The sequence below is a fragment of the Acinetobacter sp. CAU_H_S139_7 genome (assembly GCF_058599305.1).
The window spans coordinates 1-23,941 of record NZ_CM178651.1 but is presented as its reverse complement, the minus strand read 5'-3'; the positions used below and the strand labels follow the sequence as shown (position 1 = coordinate 23,941).

Below are 23,941 nucleotides of genomic sequence, written 5' to 3'. Positions count from 1 at the left end.
CCTCGGGCTAAACCCATAGGTATCTACACAATTTCCGAGCTTTGCGTTAAATTGAAGAGCATGCTCTTCAATTTAACATCTCTGGTCTGGATCAGCGTCTTGTCAAACGTTATAACAGCCTTGTAAAACTCAATATGAATCCTCTTGCTTCACTTGCTCCCGCAATCAAAGACCTGGCCTCTACCCAAAAGTCGAGTTTCTCAACTACACAGGCTGTTTGGCGATTCCTGAATAATAATAAAATCTCTTTTAGTCAATTAAACCAGCCGATTAAGCTTCTTGCATGCGAACAGATCAAGACATCACCGCATCAGTATGCATTAATCGTTCATGACTGGTCTCAACTGCAGTATGTGAAGCACAGTCATAAGGTTCGGCGTCTTCAAAGAACAGAGGCGAATTCAGGCTATGAATTGCAAAGCAGTTTACTTGTCGATGCGTCATCAGGGCTCCCAATTGCGCCATTAGCTCAGACGCTAACAGATGCATCCGGCTGTTATTCCACATTCAGTGAACAATACAGCGAGCGCAAGTCCCATTTGGACTCACTCGCAGAACAAATCAAAACGATTGAACAGTATCCGATTGAGAAAACAAAAGTCCATATCATTGACCGTGAAGGAGACTCGATTGCCCACTTGAGGGAAATCAGCAGCCATGGTTTCAAATGGTTGATTCGGGCCAAAGAAAGCCATCGGATTGAGCATCAAGGGGAAACCTACAAAGTTGCAGAAGTCGCAGAAAAAGTAGTAACTCAGCAAGTTAAGCCGATTGCTTATAAAGGAAACAGGCATATGCTGCATGTTGGAGAAACCGATATTCGGATAACGCGTGCAGCAAAACCGAAGAGAAAAGATGATTTAGGCCAACGGGTTGCTCCCCAGCCAGGCAAGGCAGTTACAGCCAGATTAATTGTTGCTGTGGTGAAAGATGCTCAAGGTAAAACAGTCGCGAGATGGTCGCTGATCAGCAATGTTTCTTCAGAGATTGATGCGGTAGAATTAACCACCTGGTATTACTGGCGCTGGACAATTGAGTGCTATTTCAAGCTTCTGAAGCAGGCAGGCCATGACGTTGAATCATGGCTTCAGACCACACCTGCAGCGATTTTAAGACGGCTCCTGATCAGCAGTATGGCGTGTGTACTGACTTGGCGAATACAGCGTTCTGAAGATGAACAAAATCAGAAAATTCGTATATTTCTGGCCCGTCTTTCAGGCCGACAGCAGAAGAGAGGTAAGTTGGAAAGTGCACCTGCAATATTGGCAGGACTTTCGATTTTACTGAACACTCTTCAACTGCTCTCAGAATATTCAATAGATGAACTGAATGAAATCGCAACAATTGCATTAGGTACATCAAGATGTGTAGATACCTATGGGCTAAACCCCGAGGTTTTACGCTCCAATGGATAAATAAAACACTACTTCTTCTAAGAAAACGAGAATAACGATGAATGAAGCTTTAGCCCTGTCTCAATTGAGTCAATTTCCACCTTGGCATTTACAAGGTGAAGCCTTTATTTTGAATTATTGGATCAGTCCGCAATTTATCCGACAATATAAAGCGTTTCGTATCGCCCCGTCCCCGATTGGTCGTGTGGTTCAAGTCATGTTGGTGCGTTATCATCAATCCCCTGTTGGACCTTATGATGAACTGCTTTTGCTCGACCACCCTTTACTGAGCAAACGGCGATTAAGCTCGATTCCTAAAATTTATGTGTCTACACAGATTTCAGTTGAACATGGTCAACAACTTTGGGGCATTCCGAAAGAGTTCGCTCAGTTTGACTGGCATACGCAGCACGAAACAACACAATGTCAACTCAGCACTCAAGACCAAACCCTGTGTTTAACACTCACCCAATGCAAAAAGGCACGTCCGTTTTATATTAATAGTCATCACATTCCACGTTCCATGCTCAAAATACAACAAGCATGGCAAGGTCAACGCTATGAGTTTTCTCCACAGTTTCGCGCAAAGCTAATAAAACTGAAAAAATTTGAATGGCAAAACCATACCACCCTCTTCCCAGACTTTGGCCAAGCCAAGGCTCTACAAAGTTTTTATGTCCCGAGTTTTCAGCTCGTTTTTCCAGAAGCCAAAATCCGCCCTAAATAAAAAAAGAATGTTCCACGTGAAACATTCTTTTTAAAATCCATGCTTTTTTATTTGGCATTCTTATCCCAAAATTTTCTAAAGTTCTTTGCCATTTCTATGGTGATTTTTTTTGCTCGACGAGAAATGATGGTGAAGTTCACAAAGCCATGCGGTTGATCTAGATAATTCTGATAATAAACCTTATTGCCCTGTTGCTTTAATTTAATGGCATAAATTTCACCTTCATCATGCAATAAATCATGACCTGCGGTGATGACAAAAGCGGGGGCGACACTTTTTAATACGCCATAGGTTGGCGAAACAATAGGATCATCCAGAGCTACTTGATGTTGTTCAGCATACAATGACGTCACCCTATCGACATCTTGTCCAGTTAAGGTCAGTCCATCTTTATAAGCAAAGAACGATGGATGGCGACTTTTGAAATCGACTACAGGATAAATTAACAGTTGTGCACTTGGCGCATAAGCTTTTGCAGCAGTTCGCTGCGCCACTACGGCACTGATATTACCACCTGCACTATCGCCTGCAACCGCAATTCGGTTTTTCAAAATTTTGAACTGACGACGGTTTTGATAGACCCAAGCCAAAGCATCTTCACAAGATTGAATCAATACATTTGGGCCAACTTCAGGTGCCAAAGGATAATCAATACTGAGCACCTGCACTTTGGCATGGATCGCCAGTAAGCGACAGACTTCATCATGGCTGTCGAGACTGCCAACCACAAAGCCGCCGCCATGATAAAACACCAGCATCGGAAGTTTCTTATTCGGTGCAGGATGATAATGCCGTGCAAACACAGTTCCACTTTGTAAAGGTAGACGTAAATCTTCCACTTGTTTTACCGCGCTGGGTTTCGCGGTCAACATTTGAATTTGATGATCAAACAATCTACGCGAACGATGGTAGTCTTCAAAAATAAAGCCCGATTTGCCTTGCTTATATTGAGCTGCCATTAAGCATTTGATAAAGGGATCTAATTGTTCAAACTGGTGAGGATAACCCAGCGCTTTCACCAAGCCTTCTTGTGCTACTGTCGGTAAGCGATCAATTACACGCGCCGCACTGCCTTGGCCTTGTTCCATCCATTGTTGTAAAGTTTGATTCAACACGCCCATGTCAATAATATCCTTTTATCGTTCTTCATATTCTCTACATGATCAGCACTTATGTGACCATTCTCTTATATAAGTCTTCACATCAAGATACATAGCAATACGCCCTATACGCTAATCTTCTTTTAAGAGCTTGTCATTGACAATTTTTATGCCGATTTAGGAGTGTTTTGCTACTCCGTTTTATGAAGGAGATCTGCCATGACTAAAAAAATAATATTCCTCTCGCTCATCAGCACTTTGTTTGTTGGCTGTGTGGCTTTTCCTGAGGATGGCTATTATGACGGACGCTACGACCACCGCTATGATTATGATGATCGACGCTACGACCAGCATGATCGCTATGAACGTGAACGAGACCGCCAACGTTGGGAATACCAACAACGACAAAACCGTATCGAGCGCGAACGTCGCGAGGCAGACCGAAACCGCCAAAGACATGCTGAATGGGAACGTCAAAACCGTGAACAAGAACGGCAACGTATTGAAGCTGAGCGCAAACGGATCGCCAATCAACGTCATCACGATTGGCAACAGAAAAAGCGTGATCAAGAGCGATTAAACCAAGAACGTAAACGTTATGATGCTGAACGTCAGCAACGACAAAATGCCGAACGCCAACGTCGCGAGCAAGAGCGTCAACGGACTGAAGATCGACGCAAACAATCCCATAACGATCGTAAGCAACATCCCGATGATCAACGCCGCGATCAAAACAAAGGTTGGGATAACTCACGTCAAGAACGAGAAAATCGTCATCGTACATCAGACTGATGAAATAACACGGCTGAGCAGCTTTAGTGATTTACCCTCTAAAAAAAGACCTTCACGGCATCCGGTGAAGGTCTTGAACAAAGCGAGTGTAAGAGAACGTTCTCTTTTAAGCTTTATTGTTGTGTTGTCGCAGGTGTAGATTGGATGGGTTCAATCTGAGCCGCAGGATCTGCTTGAACCTCGACTCCAGCACTCCCCTCAACGGTTGCTGTTGCATCCGGTGCAGTGGTCACTTGAGCGGACTCAGGCGCTGTACTGGTTTCATTTGAGCTACAGCCCACAATGGCAAATGCTGAACCTAAAAGCGCTAGAGACAATAATGCAGTTTTCTTATTTAACATTCTTTCATTTCCTTTTACGTCATACAAAAATAGCAAAGCCAAACTTTGCCCTGCCTATCTTTGTCAAATCTGAAAACTTTTACACACGTGCTGAGTTGTAGTTTTTGCAGACTCGAGTACAACTTGTGCAATTTTTTATTAATTGCGCACAAATGCCGCCTTAGCACTACATCTCCACAGCAATGCAAGTTAATGTGCTGATTCTTCATTGTTTCTCTCTTCGATTAGCAGCACAAAAGGAAATCTATACTGAGCCTCTCAACTCTTCAGCATTGCAGAACTCTTGTATGCTGATACACGATTAAATAATGTTACTTTTAAATTTTAAGCAAAAAAAAAAGCTTAACCCAAGGCGGATTAAGCTCGAAAAAGCATACAAAAATAAAGAAACCACAGCCTTAAAAATCGAATTTTGAGCGCAAAGCTCGAATCATCCTGACAGCATTATACCTTTGCACTGAATAAAGTACTTTTGGGAGACGTACTATTCAAAAACCTAAATCTCTAAATGGGAGAGTTTCCCCAAGCTATGCAAATAGGTCGCAGTCACCATACTTTGCTCTCTCCACAAAGTATGATCACCGCTGATGAACTCATTATGTGGTCAAGCGAAAAATTAGTAAAACAGATAAATTTAATTAAAATAATTCAATGTAACGATTAGCCTTTTTCAACATAAAAAAACTCAAGCAGAATTGGAAATGGACCTTCGGACAGAATAAGCACCTAGAAAGCCTGATTTCAGCAATTTTTTACCAAAAATACATGAATTAATCACTGAAGCCGCTTGAATTTTTGGCTGTTGCCCCGACCTTTGTATTAATCATGAATTTTATCACTCATGGCAGTTCAGGATTAACCCAGTTAGCACTGAAGCCAAAAGGACTGTACATGTTTAAGAACCCATTTAAACGGAGTAAATCTATGGCGGCTGAGCAAAACGAACAAGCTCAAGATCTAGGGCAAGAGCAAGCTGATCAACAAACAGCACAAACTCAAGCTGAAACGGAGCAAGCTGAAGTTTCAGTTGAAGATTTACAAGCCCAGATCACTAATCTGGAAGAAAGTTTAAAACTTGAAAAAGCCCGCACTGCAAATGCTGTATACGAAGCACAAAAAAGTGTAGAGCGTATTCAACGTGAATCAGAGAAGCATAAAGACACCGTTCTCGAAAAATTCGCAAAAGAGTTACTGGACTCAGTGGATAATTTAGAACGTGCCCTTAGCGCATCGGGTGAGGAAAAAACACCAATGTTTGAAGGTGTGGAACTGACGTTGAAATCGTTACTGACTGCACTGGAAAAATTTGGTGTGGTCGCAGTTGATACAGCAAATGGTTTCAATGCGGACTTGCATCAAGCAGTCGGGATTGATCCAAATGCGAAAGCCAACGAGATCGGAACGGTATTACAAAAAGGTTATACCTTAAATGGTCGTTTGCTTCGTCCAGCAATGGTCATGGTTGGCGCATAAACTCTATAAATTCGAGAGTTTGTAAAATTTTTTCTTGATTATCACTTGAAAAAAATTGAACGGCTCTCATATCGAATAACAAGCAAAAACATTGCAAAAATTTTTGAGGAATCATCCAAATGGCTAAAATCATTGGTATTGACTTAGGTACAACAAACTCTTGCGTCGCTGTACTTGAAGGCGACAAAGTTAAAGTGATCGACAACGCTGAAGGTGCACGTACAACACCATCGATTATTGCGTATAAAGATGGCGAAATCTTGGTGGGTCAGTCTGCAAAACGTCAAGCAGTGACTAACCCTAAAAACACATTATTCGCAATCAAACGTTTGATCGGTCGTAAGTATCAAGACCAAGCAGTTCAAAAGGACATCGGTCTTGTCCCTTACAAAATCATCAAAGCTGACAATGGTGATGCTTGGGTTGAAGTAAACGACAAGAAACTTGCACCACAACAAATCTCTGCTGAAATCTTGAAAAAGATGAAGAAAACTGCAGAAGATTACTTAGGTGAGACAGTAACTGAAGCGGTGATTACCGTTCCTGCTTACTTTAACGATGCACAGCGTCAAGCAACTAAAGATGCGGGTAAAATCGCAGGTTTAGAAGTTAAACGTATCATCAACGAACCAACGGCTGCTGCACTTGCGTTCGGTATGGACAAAAAAGAAGGCGACCGTAAAGTTGCAGTTTATGACTTAGGTGGTGGTACTTTTGACGTATCTATCATTGAAATCGCTGATCTTGATGGCGACCAACAAATTGAAGTGTTATCAACCAATGGTGATACTTTCCTTGGCGGTGAAGACTTCGATAACGCTTTAATCGAGTTCTTGGTTGAAGAGTTCAAGAAAGAACAAAACTTCAACTTGAAACAAGATCCACTTGCATTACAACGTTTGAAAGAAGCAGCTGAAAAAGCAAAAATCGAGCTTTCTTCGTCAAATGCAACTGAAATTAACCTTCCGTACATCACGGCTGATGCGACTGGTCCTAAACATTTAGTGATTAACGTAACACGTGCAAAACTTGAAGGTTTAGTGGCTGATTTAGTTGAACGTACAATCGAACCTTGCCGTATTGCACTTAAAGATGCAGGTCTTTCAACTTCTGAGATTTCTGATGTGATCTTGGTGGGTGGTCAGTCTCGTATGCCACTTGTACAACAAAAAGTACAAGAGTTCTTCGGTCGTGAACCACGTAAAGACGTGAACCCTGACGAAGCGGTAGCAATGGGTGCTGCAATTCAAGGTGCGGTATTGTCTGGTGACAAAACTGACGTTCTTTTATTAGACGTAACACCGTTAACTTTAGGTATTGAAACAATGGGCGGTGTATTAACACCAATCATTGAGAAAAACACCACGATTCCTGCGAAGAAATCACAAGTGTTCTCTACTGCTGCTGACAACCAGCCTGCTGTAGACATTTCTGTTTACCAAGGTGAACGTAAGATGGCTCAACAAAACAAATTGTTGGGTAACTTCCAATTAGGTGACATTCCGCCTGCTCCACGTGGCGTGCCACAAATTGAAGTATCGTTCGACATTAACGCTGACGGTATCTTAAAAGTATCGGCGAAAGATAAGAGCACTGGTAAAGAGCAATCAATCCAGATTAAAGCAAACTCAGGTTTGTCTGATGCTGAAATCGAAGCAATGATCAAAGATGCTGAAGCGAATGCTGAAGAAGACCGTAAGTTCGAAGAACTTGCGAAAGCACGTAACGAAGCGGATGCATTGGTATCTTCTGCTCAAAAAGCAGTAAAAGATCTAGGTGAGCAAGTAACTGCTGACGAAAAAAGTGCTGTTGAAACTGCAGTCGCTGAGCTTGAAACTTCAACTAAAGAAAATGATGTAGAAGACATCAAAGCGAAAACTGAAGCACTTCAAAACATCATCATGCCAATCACGCAACGTGCGTATGAAGCTGCGCAAGGTCAAGGCGGTGCTGAAGGTTTCGACCCGAATGCATTTGGCGGTGACGCTGGTCAACAACAAAAAGCGGACGATGGCGTTGTAGATGCTGAGTTCACTGAAGTAAAAGATGACAAAAAATAATTTGTCTCTTTAATAAAAAACCGCGCGAAAGCGCGGTTTTTTATTACCTAAATATTGTTGTTTCACATTCCACTTTTACATTAGGCTGATAAAAAATTTAGATCTCAGCCTTCAATGAAAAATTTACAATTGGGCCTCATCGCCCTAATTACAACCTTCGGTTCCGCATGTACCACAATAACCCCCTCCGTAGAAACAGCTAAAAACCAACATCAGCAAAGCGCGCAGCAGCAGATCCAACAAGCCTTCGATCAACTCCAAACCACGGGGGTGGTTGTCATTAAGGATAAACATGGCTTACACAGCTACGGTAATGACTTGAGCCGTGCTCAGACACCCTATGTACCTGCCTCTACCTTTAAAATGCTGAATGCCTTAATCGGACTAGAACATGGTAAAGCAACCAGCACCGAAGTATTTAAATGGGATGGTCAAAAGCGCAGCTTCCCTGCTTGGGAAAAAGACATGACTTTAGGCCAAGCCATGCAAGCATCTGCCGTTCCCGTTTATCAGGAGCTTGCACGGCGCATTGGCCTAGACCTGATGCAAAAAGAAGTGCAGCGCATTGGATATGGCAATCAACAGATTGGCACCGTTGTCGATAATTTTTGGTTAGTCGGTCCACTGCAAATTACGCCTGTTCAAGAAGTCCTTTTTGTGGAGAAACTAGCCAATACAAAACTCGCTTTTAAGCCCGACGTGCAACATGCAGTACAAGACATGCTACTGATTGAACAAAAACCGAATTATAAACTCTATGCAAAATCAGGCTGGGGCATGGACCTAGAACCGCAAGTCGGTTGGTGGACAGGCTGGGTCGAAACAGCAACAGGTGCAAAAGTGTATTTTGCTTTGAATATGCAGATGAAAACAGGGATTTCAGCCAGCGTGCGTGAGCAACTGGTCAAACAAAGCCTGACAGCACTGGGGATAATTTAAGCCCACAGAGAAGACATATTTTTTATGTTGCAAAGGTATTTTTTACGCTAAAGTAGCTAAAAATAAAGATATATGAAGAAATATGCGTCAAAGTCTCTTGTTTGCTTTGCTGGGCTTTTTAGGGTTGATTCTGTATCAAAATATGCAACAACCCCAGCTACGTCTCAATCCCCTGCTGGATCGACTCACCCATCCTTTCGATCAGCGTATTCGCTATCGTATTGCGGAAGTCGATCCACGTTTTGGTCTTAGTGAACATGAGTTAAAGTACATTAGCCAGCAAGCCACGGATATTTGGAAACAGGGTTTAGGCCAAGACTACTTTGTCTATGACCCTAATGCTCGACTCAGTATTCGACTTATTTATGACCAGCGTCAAGATGAGTCGGTACAACGCCGTGATCAACTGTCTAAACTGACACAAAATGAACACGGGCTGAGTCAAAAAAATAATGAACTCAAAGCCATGCAACAAAATCTGGCACGCTACTCAGGGGCTTTAGATGTACAAAAACAGAGCCTACAGGAACTTAGCCAAAACTATAATGCCATGATCCGTCAGTATAACCAGCACGGCGGAGTCCCTGCTTCGCAGCAGGCGGCTGTACAACAGAGTTTGGCGCAGCTGCGTCAACAGCAACACGTTTTAGACCAACAAATTGCCAACTTTAATCTGCAAGTGAATGCCTACAATCAAAAGGTAGATGAACTGAACCGCTTAGATCAAGGCCATAATCTGGCCATCGACAAGTTCAACCAGCGCTTTCAACCCCGTCTATTTGATAAAGGACTGTTCAATGGGCGTGAAATTCATATTTATGAGTTTGAGTCCAAAGAAGACTTACGTCTGACTTTAGCGCATGAATTTGGCCATGCCCTCGGAATGAAACATCATAATGATCCGAAAGCCCTGATGTACCCAATGCTAGAAGAGCAAGATATGCAGCATTTCCGTTTACAAAGTGCCGATATTGCATTGTTTAATGCCCGTTGAAATGATGAATTGCTAAAAAAAATCCCATAATTTTAATATGTGTATGAAATACAATCACAGCACATCTTGACTCGGGTTCGTGTTATTGTAAATAATTGAATATCCACTAGAAGCTTTGGAGACGAATGTGAGTTACTACCATATCTTAATCGAAGTAAATGACCACATCAGTACGATTGAAGAAACTCGTGATATCGAAATCTTTGATATTGTTGAGATTCAACCTTATCTCCATTCTATTCTATTGCCCTATTTTAACGAGCAGCTGTTAGAACTTGAAGATGAAAATTTAGAGTTTAAGGATGTTTTACATCTGGAGGTGAAACAGACGCTTTTACCAATCAATGACTTGATTGAAGAAGAGCAGAAACTGTTACCGAGTGACACCGATGTCACCATTACTGCCTATGAAGTTTTTAATAACCGTGACTTAAGCCAAGATGTCACCACGATTATTTTTGACTTACTCGATGCAATTAAACTCGATTGAAAGTGAATGATTGCACATAAAAAAGCCCTCATGATGAGGGCTTTTTTAATCAGATCAGGTTTAGATCGAGAAAGATGAACCACAACCACAGGTCGTTGTTGCATTTGGGTTTTGCACGATGAAACGTGAACCTTCCAAACCTTCAATATAATCCACCACTGAACCGACCAAATATTGATAACTCAATGAGTCAACCAACATTTTCACATCACCATTGATAAATTCTGCGTCGTCTTCATTTTGGTTTTCAGCAAAGTTAAAGCCATAAGAAAAACCTGAACAACCACCGCCCGTGACATATACACGAAGCATTAAATCCTGATTCCCTTCACTGTCACGTAATTGACGTACTTTATTTGCGGCATTGTCGCTTAGTTCAAGTGCTTGGGCATTCATCTTAGATTCCTCAGTTCGGTTCAGCTGTCTTTCAAATCAAAAAGACCATATTTCGAGTATAGCATACTCAATATATGGTCCCTATTTGAATATTTAAAGTCAAATCAGACTAATTTTCTCAAGATTGTTTGTAATTTTCATCCTGTAGTCCACATTCAAAGTTTTTCGCCGCTTGCTTACAACGGAATTGCCATAACAGTTTCATCATTCGCTTATCATAAATACCGCGATTGGTGAGATCAATTCGTGCTTCCCGCATCATCTTTTGATAACCCGGTTGATCTGCAGCCGGCACCTGCATCCAATATTTTTGCGGAATTTCAGCTTTCATTTTACCCAAGATACCGAATGCACGCGGCAGCTGGCCTTTGACCCATTCCCGTGATTTTTGTCCATAACCTGCAGGAAATTTATCCGGACGAATAATGATATTACCTGTGACCTGTAAAATCGGATAATTCACAATCGCCCCTTTCGTCCCCAAGCCTTTATGTAATTCCAACGGCTTAAAAACCGCAGCAGGCGCACCAATAATATCGACTTGACCGTTATTGAACTTTGCACCAAAGTTCGTGACATCGGCACTCACAGCTTGCGCACCAATTTGTTGAACCATGACTTTTTGCGCTTGGTCATAGTCTAAAACCGCAATTTTCTTGCCTGCGGCTTTCGCTACGGTATTGATGCTACGGTCATTCACCAATAAAAAGGCATCCCCCACAGGAATCACACCTGCGACCTCGTACTTACCATTGACCATATGTTTAGCAAAAGTGGGGCTAGCCAAGCCTTGCATCACTTTAACCGCTAAATTGAGATCGGGAATCGCACCAATCGCGTCGAGTGAGCCTGTAAACGAATTAAATTGACGCCCACGCATGCCTGTAACACTAATGGCATCGCATTTTCCTGCTTTAAAATCCTCAGCAATCACGGCTTCGTTTTGTCCGACCCGCAGTTCAATATCCGCGCCCCAGTTTTTAGCCGCCAACTGATAATCTTTCATCAAGCTATATACATCACCATTTTTACCGACCAAGTCGAATACACAAACCACTTGTTTGGCCTGTGCCATCGCTGTTGCAGAAATGACTAATGTCCCGACACTGAGGCCTTTCATCCACTGTTTCATGCATCTTCCTTTTGACTTATTGTTGTTTATTGTGATGAGCCATTCACTTGTGCTCTTTGTTATTTTTTAATGCCCCGACTGACACTTCACTCGGTTCAAAACCACTCATTTCCTACGCGCTATACAAATTAGTTGCGTCAAATCGATTTAAATCTGTCGATTAAAAGCAAAAAAAGAAAGCCCAATTAAACTGAGCTTTCTTTGATTACACTCGGCAAATTACTCACCGCCCAGTGAGCATTCAAAGTTGGCTTTATCCACCGAGCAACGGGCTTTTTTCAACACCGACATCATTGCTGGATCATAAATGCCTCGTTTGGTCATATCCATCCGACCATCGCGCAGCATTTTTTGATATTTGGTTTTGTCTTCTGCTGTGAGGTTCATTTTGTATTTTGCAGGAATGCCTGCTTCTAAACGACCAATCATTGCGATGCTTTTCGGTAGGTTTTTCACAAACCAATCGCGTGATTTTTGTCCAAAGCCTGCTGGAAATTGATCTGGACGAATCACAAAGTCAGCTGTCACTTGTAGTACAGGGAAGTTAAACATGGCGCCGTTCGTGCCTAAACCTTTATAAATTTCTAGGGGTTTATAAGCATAAGCCGGTGCGCCGACCATATCAACTTGACCATTATTAAACTTCGCCACAAAGTTAGACACATCGGAAATCACTGCTTGCGCACCGACGCGTTGTACCATGATTTTTTGGGCATCGTCATAGCCCAAGACTGCAAACTTTTTACCTGCCGCTTTTTCAATGGAATTAATACTTTTATCGCGCACAAAAATAAAAGCTGAACCTAAAGGTGCAATCCCTGCCACTTCATATTTTTTACCCCCAAGATTGCTCACCATTTTGGTCGCATTACGCTGATCCAATGCAAAAGTAATCGCACGTTGTGCAATGGCATTGCTTGGAGCACCACCCAATGCATCAATAGAACCGACAAATTTATTGTACTGGCGTGCACGCATAGCAGTCATAAACACGCCATCACACTTGCCTGCTTTAAAGTCATTGTCGGCAACGGCTTCATCCTGACGAGGGATTAAATTGATTTCAGCCCCCCAGCCTTTTGCCGCCAAAGCCCATTCTTGCGCCATTTGATAGGACTCACCAGATTTGCCAAGCAAGTCAAATACACAGATGTCCACTTTGGCCGCTTGTGCTGTCGACGCTACACCCAAAGCAGAAAAAGCAGCGAGTGCGAGGGTTAATTTTTTCATTCTTGTGTCCTTGTTCGTTTTGTTGTTTGACAGGTGTCCATACACATGCAAAATATTAAGCAAGTTAAAATTAAAAAAATAGAGCATTTACTCAAAAATTACTGTCAATTGGGCAAATTTTTTTCTTTTCTCTCATTTTTCTTTTCAAAGGATTAGTAAAAGCATTTTAAATTCATCATATTAAAATAAAAATCCTGCATCAGCCGTTTTACATGAATGATGCTTAATATTACAAAGAAATACAGATTTTCGCCTTATTCACCGCCCAATGAACATTCAAAATTGGTACGTTCAACCGTACAACGGGCTTTTTTAAGCACGCGCATCATGCCTGGGTCATAGACCCCTTGTTTGGTTAAATCAATGCGCCCTTCCCGTAGCAAGCGCTGATATTTTTCTTTGTCTTCTTTGCTGAGCTGCATTTTGATTTTACTGGGAATGGCAGCTTCAAGTCGCTGCACCATGGCAAAGGATTGCGGGATTTTTTGTAAAAACCATTGTCGCGATTGCTCGCCAAATTGGGCAGGAAAACGCTCGGGTCTGACAATTAAATCTGCAGTGACATTGACCACGGGAAAATTAAGCATAGCCCCTTTAGCGCCTAGACCTTTTTCAATTTCTAAGGGTTTATACGCATAAGCAGGTGCAGCAACCACATCCACTTCACCTGTATTAAACTTTTTTATAAAGTTGGAAATATCCGACATCACAGGAACAGCCCCTACCCGCTCTACCATCACCCGTTGTGCACGGTCATAATGCAGGATGGCAAATTTTTTACCTTGCGCTTTCTCAATAGTATTCAAATTTCGGTCTTTGACAAAAATATAAGCTGAACCAATCAAGCCAATGCCTGCCACTTCATAGTTTTCACCTTGTAATGTGGTGGTCATGCGCTTGGTATTACGAGGATCGAGTACATATTCCACGGCCTTTTGTGCAATTTTATTGCTTGATACTCCACCTAAGGCATCAATCGAACCTGCGAACTTGTTATAGGTGCGCGCGCGCATTGAGGTCATATACACCGCATCGCATTTATCATTTTGAAAGGCTTTATCGACCAAGTCTTCGTCCTGAAACGAAATCAACTGTACTTGTGCACCCCATTTTTTACTGACCAAAGCCCATTCTTCTAAGAATTTATAAGACTCCCCTGCTTTACCCAGTAAATCAAAGACACACACCTGCTGCTTCGCCTGTACCATACTTGAGAAGCCGCACAGTGCTAGCGTCGATAAAATAAAAAATCCTTTTCTTTTCATTATTATCCCTTCATATTTTTGTTTTACTGGGAAAATATATCTGTGTGCTATTCCTCAATATAGGTCAAAAAAGGTCAATTTTTAGCTTTCCGACCAAAGGTCAAATGGCTTCATCCTCCCCTTAAAAGCAGCTATTCAAGATTTCAGTTCAGATAAATTTTGAATGTTTAGTCTTTTGCTGACGCATCCATTAGAATAGGCGCACCTTTTTCTGATATTTGATAGTTCCATGATTCAGCTTGATCAAGTTTCATTGCGCCGTGGTGGACGAGTGTTATTTCAAAAAGCCTCCATGCAAATCCATCCGGGTTGGAAAGTTGGTCTCACCGGTGTCAACGGTGCTGGAAAATCAACCCTGTTTGCTGCGCTTTTAGGCTCGATAGGTCCTGATGATGGCACCCTGAGCCGCCCTGCCGTATGGACAGTGGCACACATGGCACAGGAAGTGAAAGCCTTAGATATGGCTGCGATTGATTTCGTCCTGACCGGTGATGAAGAATATTGGAACATTCAACAACAGCTCAACCATCCTGAACAGTTAACTGACACTGAACTGGCTGATTTACATGGCCGATTCGACGAAATTAACGGTTATTCCGCACCCGCTAAAGCCGCTCAGCTTATGGCGGGTCTGGGTTTTATGGAACATCAAAACCAACTTTTGGTTTCGAGTTTCTCTGGTGGATGGCGGATGCGCTTAAACTTAGCGCGTACTTTGATGAGCCGTTCGGATCTATTATTACTGGATGAACCAACCAACCACTTAGATCTCGATGCTATTTTATGGTTAGAAGATTGGTTAAATGCCTATACAGGTACCCTAATTTTAATTTCGCATGACCGTGATTTCTTAGATGCCATTACCAACCGTATTTTACATATCGAAAATCAAGAACTCACCCTCTATAGCGGCAACTATTCCACCTTTGAAACCACTCGTGCAGAACGCTTAGCACAACAACAACAAGCCTATGAAAAGCAGCTCGAAACACGGGCACATATTCAAAAATATATTGACCGTTTTAAAGCCCAAGCCACTAAAGCACGTCAGGCACAAAGCCGAATTAAACAATTGGAACGGATGCAGCTGCTTGCGCCTGCACATGTCGATACCCCTTTTACCTTTAGCTTCCGTGAACCCACTAAAATGAGTTCACCACTGCTGACTCTAGAACAGGCTGATATTGGTTATGGCGACAAACTGATTGCAACCAATATCAATATACAAATCACCCCGACGAGCCGAATTGGCTTATTGGGGATGAATGGTGCAGGTAAATCGACTTTAATCAAATCCTTGGTCGGTGATTTACCTTTATTGGCAGGACAACGTAAAGCCTCAGAACTGCTAAATATCGGCTATTTTGCGCAGCATCAAATGGATTCACTGGATGAGTCGGCCAGCCCAATGCTGCAATTGGCACGCATTGCGGATAAAAAAATCAGTGAAGCGACCTTACGTGCCTTTTTAGGCAGCTTCGGCTTTAGTGGCGAACGGATGGATACCCCTTGTGAGAGCTTTTCAGGTGGTGAACGTGCACGTTTGGCATTGGCTTTAATCGTGTGGTTACGTCCCAATGTCTTGATTCTAGATGAACCGACCAACCATTTAGACTTAGATATGCGCCATGCGCTAACCATGGCTTTACAAGACTATGAAGGTGCTGTGGTCTTGGTTTCGCACGAACGCCAACTGATTGCCAGCGTGTGTGATGACCTCATTTTAGTCCATGCTGGAAAATCGACCGAATTTGAAGGTGATCTACACGATTATGCCAACTGGTTACGCCAAGCGCGCCTAGAAATGATTAAACAAGGCGGAATCGTAGCGCCGATCGTGTCTAAAGTCAGCACTCAAAAAACCATCGTTTCAAAGGTTGATAAAGAAGCGCAGCGTAAATTAGCTGCACAGCGCCGTGAACAAACGCGTCCGATTCGTAAAAATATCGAAAAATGTGAAAGCCTACTGGCAAAACACCAGCCACGTTTAGTCGACATTGAACGTTTACTCGGTGATGCTGGCCTATATGATGCTGCACGCAAAGATGAACTCATGAAACTGATGAATGAGCAAACCGAACTTAAAAGCCAAGTCAGTGAAGCAGAAGAACAAATGCTAGAGCTGATGATGGAACTTGAAGAACTCGAAAGCTCATTCGAAAACGAATAATCTTTCCTCATACACCCTGCCCGCTCTGTTTATGCATGGCGGGCATTTTTATGTCTTAACCATTTTGATTGATTTACTTTGCTGCAACACCAATCGATCTTGAAAAATGTACCTTTTCGGTCTATGCATATAACTCAATAGGAAATGCACCCAAAGAATCTGAGCATTTTTATAATTCATAAGTGATTGAAATTAAAATTATTTCTTAATAAATAAAGCGATAAATTGATTGATTTTTATTGTTTAGATATTCTTAAAAAGCAAAAAATTAGATTGTTTAATTTAGCTTAATTAATTGAATATTCAACTATATACTGCCCTATTTCCATGCATTTCACAGCTTAAAGCCAAATACAACCTTCACAACAGACAGCGAATATCCACCATGTTCAGACATGCACCTTTCAACACAACAAGTTTTGAATTTAAAAAGAGGGAATAAATTTAAAAGATCCGATTTAAATTTAAAAAATAACGTATGGTTTTAAATTTAAAAACCACACTTGAAACAACTGTGGATAAAATTATACGTATTTTAGCAACTGATATAAAGTGCTATTTTTATTTATCCACAGGCTAATGCTGTTTATTTATTCAGTTGTTTTAGGCAAATCCATCCTGTTTTTGTACTCTTTTTCCTTAATTTAATACAGCTCTTTGCGCCTTTAAAAACCGTAATTCTTGTATTTTCCATCCCTGATCAAAGACCCATGTTTCTTGGATTTGTTGGCGATTTTCAACCAAACCGATCAAGACCTGACAGCGTGTTTGGTCACGATCAAACTCAAATTCTTCAAATTCAACGTCGGGTTTTTGAGGTTTCCAAACGCCATTTTTCACAGCATGCGCGATCTTTTCATAGCGCGTATAGTTACTCTCTACACGATCAGCTTGTTCATAGACCACTTTAAAATGCTCATCTTCATATTGAGCTAAAACCTCATAATTACCTGTAAAAAAAGCATTCACCCAAATGTCGCGTACTTGTTCTAGTTGGTTATCCATCATAATGACCTCACATTTTGCACTGTGCAAAAGACTTGATACTCACATCATGACATCGCTATAAGTCAGTTTAATAACAGTGTGCACTGCTTATATTTTATTCAAAATCATAAAAAATGCTGTAAAAAAAAGCACCCCGTAGGGTGCTTTTTTGGCTTATTTTGTAAAGCGCTTAGGCATCAATGTCCGCATTCAATGCATTTTCCTCAATGAATGCACGACGTGGTTCCACATCGTCACCCATCAAACAAGAGAACATACGATCAGCTTCAATCGCATCCTGAATGGTAACTTGCAACATGTTGCGGTTTTCAGGATCCATAGTCGTTTCCCAAAGCTGGTCCGCATTCATCTCCCCCAAGCCTTTATAGCGCTGAATCATCATGCCACGACGTGAATCAGACAAAATATGCTGCCATACCTGATGGAAGTTAGTGACTGCAATCTTGCGATCGCCTTTTTGTAGGTAAGCACCGTCTTCCAACAACGTGAACCAACTCTTGGAGTTCTTCAATAAACGTGCATATTCACCAGAACCCAATAAGCCTGCATCTAATAAATAGCTGTGCGGCAAATTGTGTACATAGATGGTGATACGAGGCAAGTAAGTCTCGATCTTTTGACCATCCGCCAGTTCTTTTTCAAACGTTTCTAAGCTCAACTCAGGACGCAAGCTCGGTTGAATCTCTGCCACAGCACTGCGCACTTGTTCAGCCCACTGCTCAACATAAGCTCGGTCATGGTTTTGATCAAGCTTAAAGCCTTCAACCGAAATCAACGCATCTAAGACACTGGCAGGATAACGTACAGTTAAACGCTGTAAGCTCTTCTGAGACGTTTGATAGTCTGCAATCACATTCGCTAAAGCTTCACCACGGATTGCAGGTGCAGCATCGCTGATGTGCAATTCAAGCTCATCAATCGCGTTTGAAATTAAATAGGTTTCAAGCGCATCATTATCTTTCAGATACTGCTCTTGCTTGCCTTTTTTCAGCTTATACAGCGGTGGCTGAGCAATATAGATATAACCACGCTCCACCAGCTCAGGCATTTGACGGAAAAAGAAGGTCAACAATAGGGTACGAATATGCGAACCATCCACGTCAGCATCGGTCATGATGATGATTTTGTGATAACGCAACTTGTCCGGATTGTACTCTTCACGACCAATACCACAACCGAGTGCTGTGATCAGCGTGCCGACTTCTTGAGATGAAATCATCTTGTCAAAACGCGCACGTTCCACGTTTAGGATTTTACCTTTCAACGGTAAAATCGCTTGCATCTTACGGTTACGGCCTTGTTTTGCTGAACCGCCTGCAGAGTCACCCTCGACTAGATACAATTCAGACAATGCTGGATCTTTTTCTTGGCAATCTGCGAGCTTACCTGGTAGGCCTGCAATATCCAACGCACTTTTACGGCGTGTCATTTCACGCGCTTTACGTGCTGCATCACGAGCACGTGCCGCATCAATGATTTTGCCCGCAATCGATTTTGCAGCTTGTGGGTTTTCAAGCAAATACTCAGAGAATGATTTATTCATTGCCTGTTCAACCGCAGGTTTCACTTCACTTGAAACCAACTTTTCTTTGGTTTGTGAAGAGAATTTTGGATCAGGCACTTTCACTGAAACAATCGCGGTTAAACCTTCACGGGCATCATCACCAGAAACGGCTACTTTCTCTTTTTTGAGTAAGTTTTCGTTTTCCATATAGCTGTTTAGACCACGCGTTAATGCCGCACGGAAACCCGCTAAATGCGTTCCACCATCTTTTTGTGGAATGTTGTTGGTAAAGCAACGTACATTTTCTTGATAGGTATCATTCCACTGCAACGCCACTTCAACACCAATGCCATTTTCAGCCTGTACGGTGAAATGGAAAATGTCATTCAGATGGGTTTTGCCTTGGTTAATATATTTCACAAACTCAGACAGACCGCCTTCGTAGTCAAACACATGTTCTGCATGAATACGCTCGTCACGCAAAACAATGCGCACGCCCGCGTTTAAGAAAGACAATTCACGTAAACGACGCGCCAAAATATCAACATAGAAAATGGTTTGGCTAAAAGTTTCAGCACTTGGCCAAAAACGGACAGTTGTTCCTGTGGTATCCGTATCCCCCACAACAGTCAGTGGGTAAACCGGATCACCGTGTTTATATTCTTGTTGATGAATATGACCTGCACGATGAATCGTCAGTTCCAACTTACGCGACAAGGCATTTACAACCGATACGCCTACACCATGTAGACCACCTGAAACCTTGTAGCTATTGTCATCAAACTTACCACCTGCGTGCAGAATGGTTAAAATCACTTCTGCGGCAGAAACCCCTTCTTCAGGGTGAATATCGGTCGGAATACCGCGCCCATTGTCCGATACACTTACAGATTCATCTTCGTGAATCGTCACCAAAATTTCATCACAGTGACCTGCAAGCGCCTCATCGATCGCATTATCCACCACCTCAAACACCATATGGTGCAAGCCTGAACCATCATCCGTATCGCCAATATACATACCCGGACGTTTACGTACTGCGTCCAATCCACGTAATACTTTGATACTAGAGGAATCATAAGCTTTTTCTGTGGTTTGTTCCGTTTGAGAAGCAGCTTGTTGATCTTCTGAACTCATGGTTTCTCCCTAGCGAAAAATAGGTCTATCCCGTGATGGGTAAAATCTAAAATCATTGTGCGACAACTTGAACTTGACCGTTTTCAACACAGAATAATTGATAAGAAATAGATAAATCATGTAAGTGATTTTTGACTGATTCACACTCTAAAGTGGTAATAAAAACTTGACTACCCAGTTGGCTCAATCGCTCAATTAAACGTTGTTGTGCTGTTAAATCTAATTCTGCTGTCAGATCATCTAATAATACCACAGTTTCCTTATTACAAGCATGCAGCATTGCAATCTGTGACAGTTTTAAGGCTATGATTAACAGCTTTTTTTGTCCACGTGACAGTACGACATCTGCATCGCCAAGGCTTGTTTTTAAACGTAAATCTGCCTTGTGTGGACCATACTCAGTATAGCGCCGTTCAAGGTCTTTTTGATGGTGACTTTGCAGGTCATTCAGTAACCCTAACTCGGTATGAAAGCCAGGGCTATATTCTAACTGAACCTCGATATCTGGCAGCAAGTGTTTTAAATCTTGCTCAAAAAAACCCTTCCACTGCTCCACAATGCTGACGCGCTGCGAATGCAGCATTTCCCCATAGTCACTGAGCATTTTGTTCCACGGCTCCAAATCTGTCAGACTTAGATTCCGTCGTGTTTTCAGTAAACTATTACGCTGTTTTAATGCCCGTGAATAATATTGCCATGCATGATAAAACTCAGGTTCCACGTGGAACATCAGCCAATCTAATAACTGCCGTCTAGGCTTGGCGCCATGATCAATAATATCGGTACTTTGCGGATCAATCAGTTGCAAAGGAAGAATCTTAGCCAATTGACCTTGAGTGGCAATGTTGTCGCCATTGACCTTGATGAGCTGTTCACCAGACAACAGCTTTTGTATCCCTATTTTTTCAGAACTGGATTGGGCAAAGACAATCGCGTTGTGGGTATCGGTTTGAATATAGTTTTTCGGAATATGGGTACGAAAGGAACGCCCTGTCGCCAACAGATGAATGGCTTCTAAAATCGAGGTTTTACCTGAACCATTTTGTCCATAAAAAACATTAAACGGTTGCAATCCATGGAGAGCAACCGTTCTAAGATTTCGAACACGTTCGATGTTTAAACGCGTGATTTGCATGCCTGAACCTAGGGCTTAAACACGCATTGGCATGACCACATAGGTCTGATCTTGATGAGCTGGATCTTGCACTAGAACCGATTGATTTGCTTCGGTCATCGTCATTGACACATCATCACCATCCAATGCGCCTAAGACTTCCAATATGTATTGGGCATTAAAAGACATTTCCATTGGCGCATTATTATATTGAATCGCCAAATCTTCTACGGCTTCGTCTTGCTCAGGGTTATTGGCACGTAGCTGTAAAGTATCTGCGGCAAAGTTTAAGAACACACCACGTAGTTTTTCATTACTTAAAATCGAAACACGTTGTAAAGATTGCTTAAAGACATCATGTGCAATTAAGACATTTTTATCCCCACCACGTGGAATCACACGGCGATAATCAGGGAATTTACCGTCAATCAGTTTCGTGGTGAAACGAACAGTGGTATCCCCTTGTTCTTTGTCACGGCTGGCAATAGAAATGGTCACATTCAATAGTTCACGACCGATTAACAACGCCAATTGTTCATCTTCAATGCTCAATAAACGCTGTAGTTCACCCACTGCTTTACGTGGAACAATCGCTTGAATCAATTGAGTGGCATTTGAGCTAGCAACAGTTTCACACAGAGCTAAACGGTGGCCATCTGTGGTCACTGCACGCAGTTGATTATTATCAATTTCAAGCAAGGTTCCCGTGAGATAAAAACGCACATCCTGCACTGCCATAGCAAATGCAGTTTTTTCAAATAGGCGCTTTAATTCACGCTGTGTCACCGCAACTTGCGTGCCTTGCGTGTTCTCTGTGGTCAATAACGGGTAATCTTCAGCCGGTAAAGTCCCCAACACAAAACGACTATTACCAGACTTTAAAATACAACGTTGATCTTCAGTAATTTGTAAATCTATCAGTGCTGCAGTCGGTAAAGATTTGCAAATATCCATCAGCTTGCGCGCAGGAACAGTGGTTTCACCCGCTTGCAAACACGCCCCTTCGGCAAGAGTAGTGCTTGCAACCAATTCAACTTCTAGGTCTGAACCTGTAATCGTCAAAGACGCTTGGCTCACTTGCACTTTAACATTTGAAAGAATATTTAAAGTATGGCGACGTTCAACCGCTCCTACGACATGTGATAGAACATTAAGTAAGCTTTCTTTCGCGATTTTTAAACGCACGATACATTCCTCGAAAAACTGAAGATAAAATAATAAATAAATGTGTTTTTAGCAGTGTACTATGCGGCAGAACATGCCGCATTGCAAGAATAGAATTTGAGCAATTTCGCTTAACTTTGCAGCAAGCGTTGCAAGTTTTTATAGTCCTCATTGAAGATCGGATCTTCATCACGCAGACTTAAAACTTTTTCACAAGCATGCATGACAGTACTGTGATCACGACCGCCAAAGGCCATACCAATTTCAGGGAAACTGTCGCCAGTTAACTCACGTGCCAAGCCCATTGCCAATTGGCGTGGACGAGCATAAATACGGGTACGTTTAGGCCCAACCAACTCTTTGAGTGGGATTCTAAAGTACTCACTCACCACACGTTGAATATTTTCAGTACTGATGGTTCGTGCACGAATGGCCAAGACGTCTTTTAAAGACTCACGCACAACATCCAAATCAATAGCTGTACCCTTAAAGCGTGAAATGGCCACCACTTTATTCAACGCACCTTCCAATTCACGTACGTTTGCAACCACTTGTTGCGCAATAAATAACGCACAGTTTCGTGGTAATTCCACATCATTGCTTTCTGCTTTTTTCAGCAAAATTTCAATACGGGTTTCAATATCTGGTGGTTCAACTCCAACCGACAAGCCCCAAGAAAAGCGTGAAACCAAACGTGGATCCAATTCCGTTAATTCTTTTGGATAACGATCAGAGGTCAGAATAATTTGCTTAGATTCATCTAAAAGTGCGTTAAAAGTATAGAAAAACTCAACTAAACTTGCCTCTTTACCCGCCAACAAATGAATATCATCGACCAACAATAGATCTAAAGATCGGCAATTTTTCTTAAATTCTTCCACTTTACCTTGTTGTAAAGAACTAACGAAGTCTTGAACAAAGCTTTCTGCCGTCATATACATGACACGTGCATTGGGTTTGGCTTGCAACAAGGCATTGCCCACTGCTTGCATTAAGTGTGTTTTACCTAAACCAGTCGGGCCATATAAAAATAAGGGATTGTGCTGAGAAGCACCTAACTGGGTTAAAACCTTACGACACGTTTCAGCAGCCATTTGGTTTGAACGACCTTCCACAAAAAGTGAGAAGGAAAATAAAGGATTTAACTGGCGTTTACGGCTGTTTTTAGAATTCCCTTCTTCTTTTTCTTTTTTCGAACGTACAACAGGTGCTGGAGCAGACTCTAAAGCCGCAGTCGTCGTTGCAGGTTGCTCACTCGCAGATAAAATTGCACCCGGGCGTGAATCGACTAAAATTTCAACTTTACGTACACGCCCTTCAGAGAGCTGCTCCACTAAAATTGTAATCAACTCTAGGTGATGTTCTTGAATGTAACGTGTCCAATAGGGATTGGGAGCATAAAGACGTAGTGTGTCATTTAACTCTTCTGCAACTAAAGGGCGTATCCACATTGTAAAGACATTCCCAGAGAGCTCTTGTCGCAAGCGAGTTAAGCAGTCCGTCCAAAGCAT

20 protein-coding genes are annotated in these 23,941 nt (G+C 42.1%); 9 read left to right on the top strand and 11 right to left on the bottom strand.

The features are described from left to right. Positions 1–134 precede the first annotated feature (134 nt). Both AC4MC0_RS00100 and AC4MC0_RS00095 read left to right on the top strand, forming a co-directional pair. Entirely contained in the window at positions 135–1,415 is a 1,281-nt protein-coding gene (locus AC4MC0_RS00100) for a transposase (RefSeq protein ID WP_490747393.1), read from the top strand. Positions 1,416–1,452: 37 nt separating this feature from the next. After that, positions 1,453–2,121 carry an acetoacetate decarboxylase family protein gene (locus AC4MC0_RS00095; protein WP_005401739.1) on the top strand — a complete coding sequence of 223 codons (669 nt, stop codon included), beginning with the start codon at positions 1,453–1,455 and terminating at the stop codon, positions 2,119–2,121. Between the two features lie 47 nt (positions 2,122–2,168). On the opposite strand, the gene AC4MC0_RS00090 is transcribed toward AC4MC0_RS00095, so the two are convergent. Next, a complete protein-coding gene (locus tag AC4MC0_RS00090; protein ID WP_491887193.1) occupies positions 2,169–3,242 on the bottom strand; it encodes an alpha/beta hydrolase in 1,074 nt (357 codons plus the stop codon). Positions 3,243–3,440: 198 nt separating this feature from the next. Here AC4MC0_RS00090 and AC4MC0_RS00085 point away from each other — a divergent pair, with 198 nt between their 5' ends. After that, the gene (locus tag AC4MC0_RS00085) at positions 3,441–4,013 is read left to right on the top strand and encodes a hypothetical protein (RefSeq protein ID WP_004697394.1); all 573 of its coding nucleotides are present in this window, start codon (positions 3,441–3,443) and stop codon (positions 4,011–4,013) included. Between the two features lie 113 nt (positions 4,014–4,126). On the opposite strand, the gene AC4MC0_RS00080 is transcribed toward AC4MC0_RS00085, so the two are convergent. Next, entirely contained in the window at positions 4,127–4,354 is a 228-nt protein-coding gene (locus tag AC4MC0_RS00080) for a hypothetical protein (protein ID WP_004697397.1), read from the bottom strand. A 924-nt stretch (positions 4,355–5,278) separates the two neighbouring features. Here AC4MC0_RS00080 and grpE point away from each other — a divergent pair. From grpE to AC4MC0_RS00055, 5 genes are all read left to right on the top strand, one after another. Next, complete coding sequence (grpE, locus tag AC4MC0_RS00075) at positions 5,279–5,827, top strand: nucleotide exchange factor GrpE (RefSeq protein ID WP_004697399.1); 549 nt, start codon at positions 5,279–5,281, stop codon at positions 5,825–5,827. A 119-nt stretch (positions 5,828–5,946) separates the two neighbouring features. Then, positions 5,947–7,887: a molecular chaperone DnaK gene (gene dnaK / locus AC4MC0_RS00070; RefSeq protein WP_491887192.1), complete on the top strand. Its 1,941-nt coding sequence runs from the start codon at positions 5,947–5,949 to the stop codon at positions 7,885–7,887. Between the two features lie 114 nt (positions 7,888–8,001). Further along, positions 8,002–8,826, top strand: coding sequence for an OXA-211 family carbapenem-hydrolyzing class D beta-lactamase (blaOXA, locus tag AC4MC0_RS00065; RefSeq protein WP_491887191.1), 825 nt, complete (start codon positions 8,002–8,004; stop codon positions 8,824–8,826). An 82-nt stretch (positions 8,827–8,908) separates the two neighbouring features. Next, on the top strand, positions 8,909–9,820 hold the full coding sequence (locus tag AC4MC0_RS00060) for a matrixin family metalloprotease (RefSeq protein WP_491887190.1): 912 nt from the start codon (positions 8,909–8,911) through the stop codon (positions 9,818–9,820). 115 nt (positions 9,821–9,935) lie between these two features. Continuing rightward, on the top strand, positions 9,936–10,310 hold the full coding sequence (locus AC4MC0_RS00055) for a hypothetical protein (RefSeq protein ID WP_005401765.1): 375 nt from the start codon (positions 9,936–9,938) through the stop codon (positions 10,308–10,310). 60 nt (positions 10,311–10,370) lie between these two features. Here the strand turns inward: AC4MC0_RS00055 and erpA are convergent, their stop codons facing one another. The 4 genes from erpA to AC4MC0_RS00035 form a co-directional block, all read right to left on the bottom strand. Continuing rightward, positions 10,371–10,706: an iron-sulfur cluster insertion protein ErpA gene (gene erpA, locus AC4MC0_RS00050; RefSeq protein WP_004697409.1), complete on the bottom strand. Its 336-nt coding sequence runs from the start codon at positions 10,704–10,706 to the stop codon at positions 10,371–10,373. 118 nt (positions 10,707–10,824) lie between these two features. Further along, a complete protein-coding gene (locus tag AC4MC0_RS00045) occupies positions 10,825–11,826 on the bottom strand; it encodes a putative solute-binding protein (RefSeq protein WP_171263906.1) in 1,002 nt (333 codons plus the stop codon). Between the two features lie 231 nt (positions 11,827–12,057). Beyond that, positions 12,058–13,068, bottom strand: coding sequence for a putative solute-binding protein (locus AC4MC0_RS00040; protein WP_078390106.1), 1,011 nt, complete (start codon positions 13,066–13,068; stop codon positions 12,058–12,060). A 254-nt stretch (positions 13,069–13,322) separates the two neighbouring features. After that, a complete protein-coding gene (locus AC4MC0_RS00035; RefSeq protein WP_279741216.1) occupies positions 13,323–14,333 on the bottom strand; it encodes a putative solute-binding protein in 1,011 nt (336 codons plus the stop codon). Between the two features lie 229 nt (positions 14,334–14,562). Between AC4MC0_RS00035 and AC4MC0_RS00030 the strand changes: the two genes are divergently transcribed. Continuing rightward, complete coding sequence (locus tag AC4MC0_RS00030) at positions 14,563–16,503, top strand: ATP-binding cassette domain-containing protein (RefSeq protein WP_491887189.1); 1,941 nt, start codon at positions 14,563–14,565, stop codon at positions 16,501–16,503. Positions 16,504–17,142: 639 nt separating this feature from the next. On the opposite strand, the gene AC4MC0_RS00025 is transcribed toward AC4MC0_RS00030, so the two are convergent. The 5 genes from AC4MC0_RS00025 to dnaA all read right to left on the bottom strand — a co-directional run bounded on the left by AC4MC0_RS00025 (position 17,143) and on the right by dnaA (position 23,941). Further along, a complete protein-coding gene (locus AC4MC0_RS00025) occupies positions 17,143–17,511 on the bottom strand; it encodes a hypothetical protein (RefSeq protein ID WP_004977712.1) in 369 nt (122 codons plus the stop codon). Positions 17,512–17,680: 169 nt separating this feature from the next. Continuing rightward, positions 17,681–20,152: a DNA topoisomerase (ATP-hydrolyzing) subunit B gene (gene gyrB / locus AC4MC0_RS00020; protein WP_491887188.1), complete on the bottom strand. Its 2,472-nt coding sequence runs from the start codon at positions 20,150–20,152 to the stop codon at positions 17,681–17,683. A gap of 52 nt (positions 20,153–20,204) precedes the next feature. Continuing rightward, positions 20,205–21,287 (bottom strand): DNA replication/repair protein RecF, encoded by a 1,083-nt coding sequence (gene recF / locus AC4MC0_RS00015; RefSeq protein WP_491887187.1) that lies wholly within the window; start codon positions 21,285–21,287, stop codon positions 20,205–20,207. Between the two features lie 15 nt (positions 21,288–21,302). After that, positions 21,303–22,451 (bottom strand): DNA polymerase III subunit beta, encoded by a 1,149-nt coding sequence (dnaN, locus tag AC4MC0_RS00010; protein ID WP_004977721.1) that lies wholly within the window; start codon positions 22,449–22,451, stop codon positions 21,303–21,305. Positions 22,452–22,561: 110 nt separating this feature from the next. Further along, a complete protein-coding gene (gene dnaA, locus AC4MC0_RS00005) occupies positions 22,562–23,941 on the bottom strand; it encodes a chromosomal replication initiator protein DnaA (RefSeq protein ID WP_078390110.1) in 1,380 nt (459 codons plus the stop codon).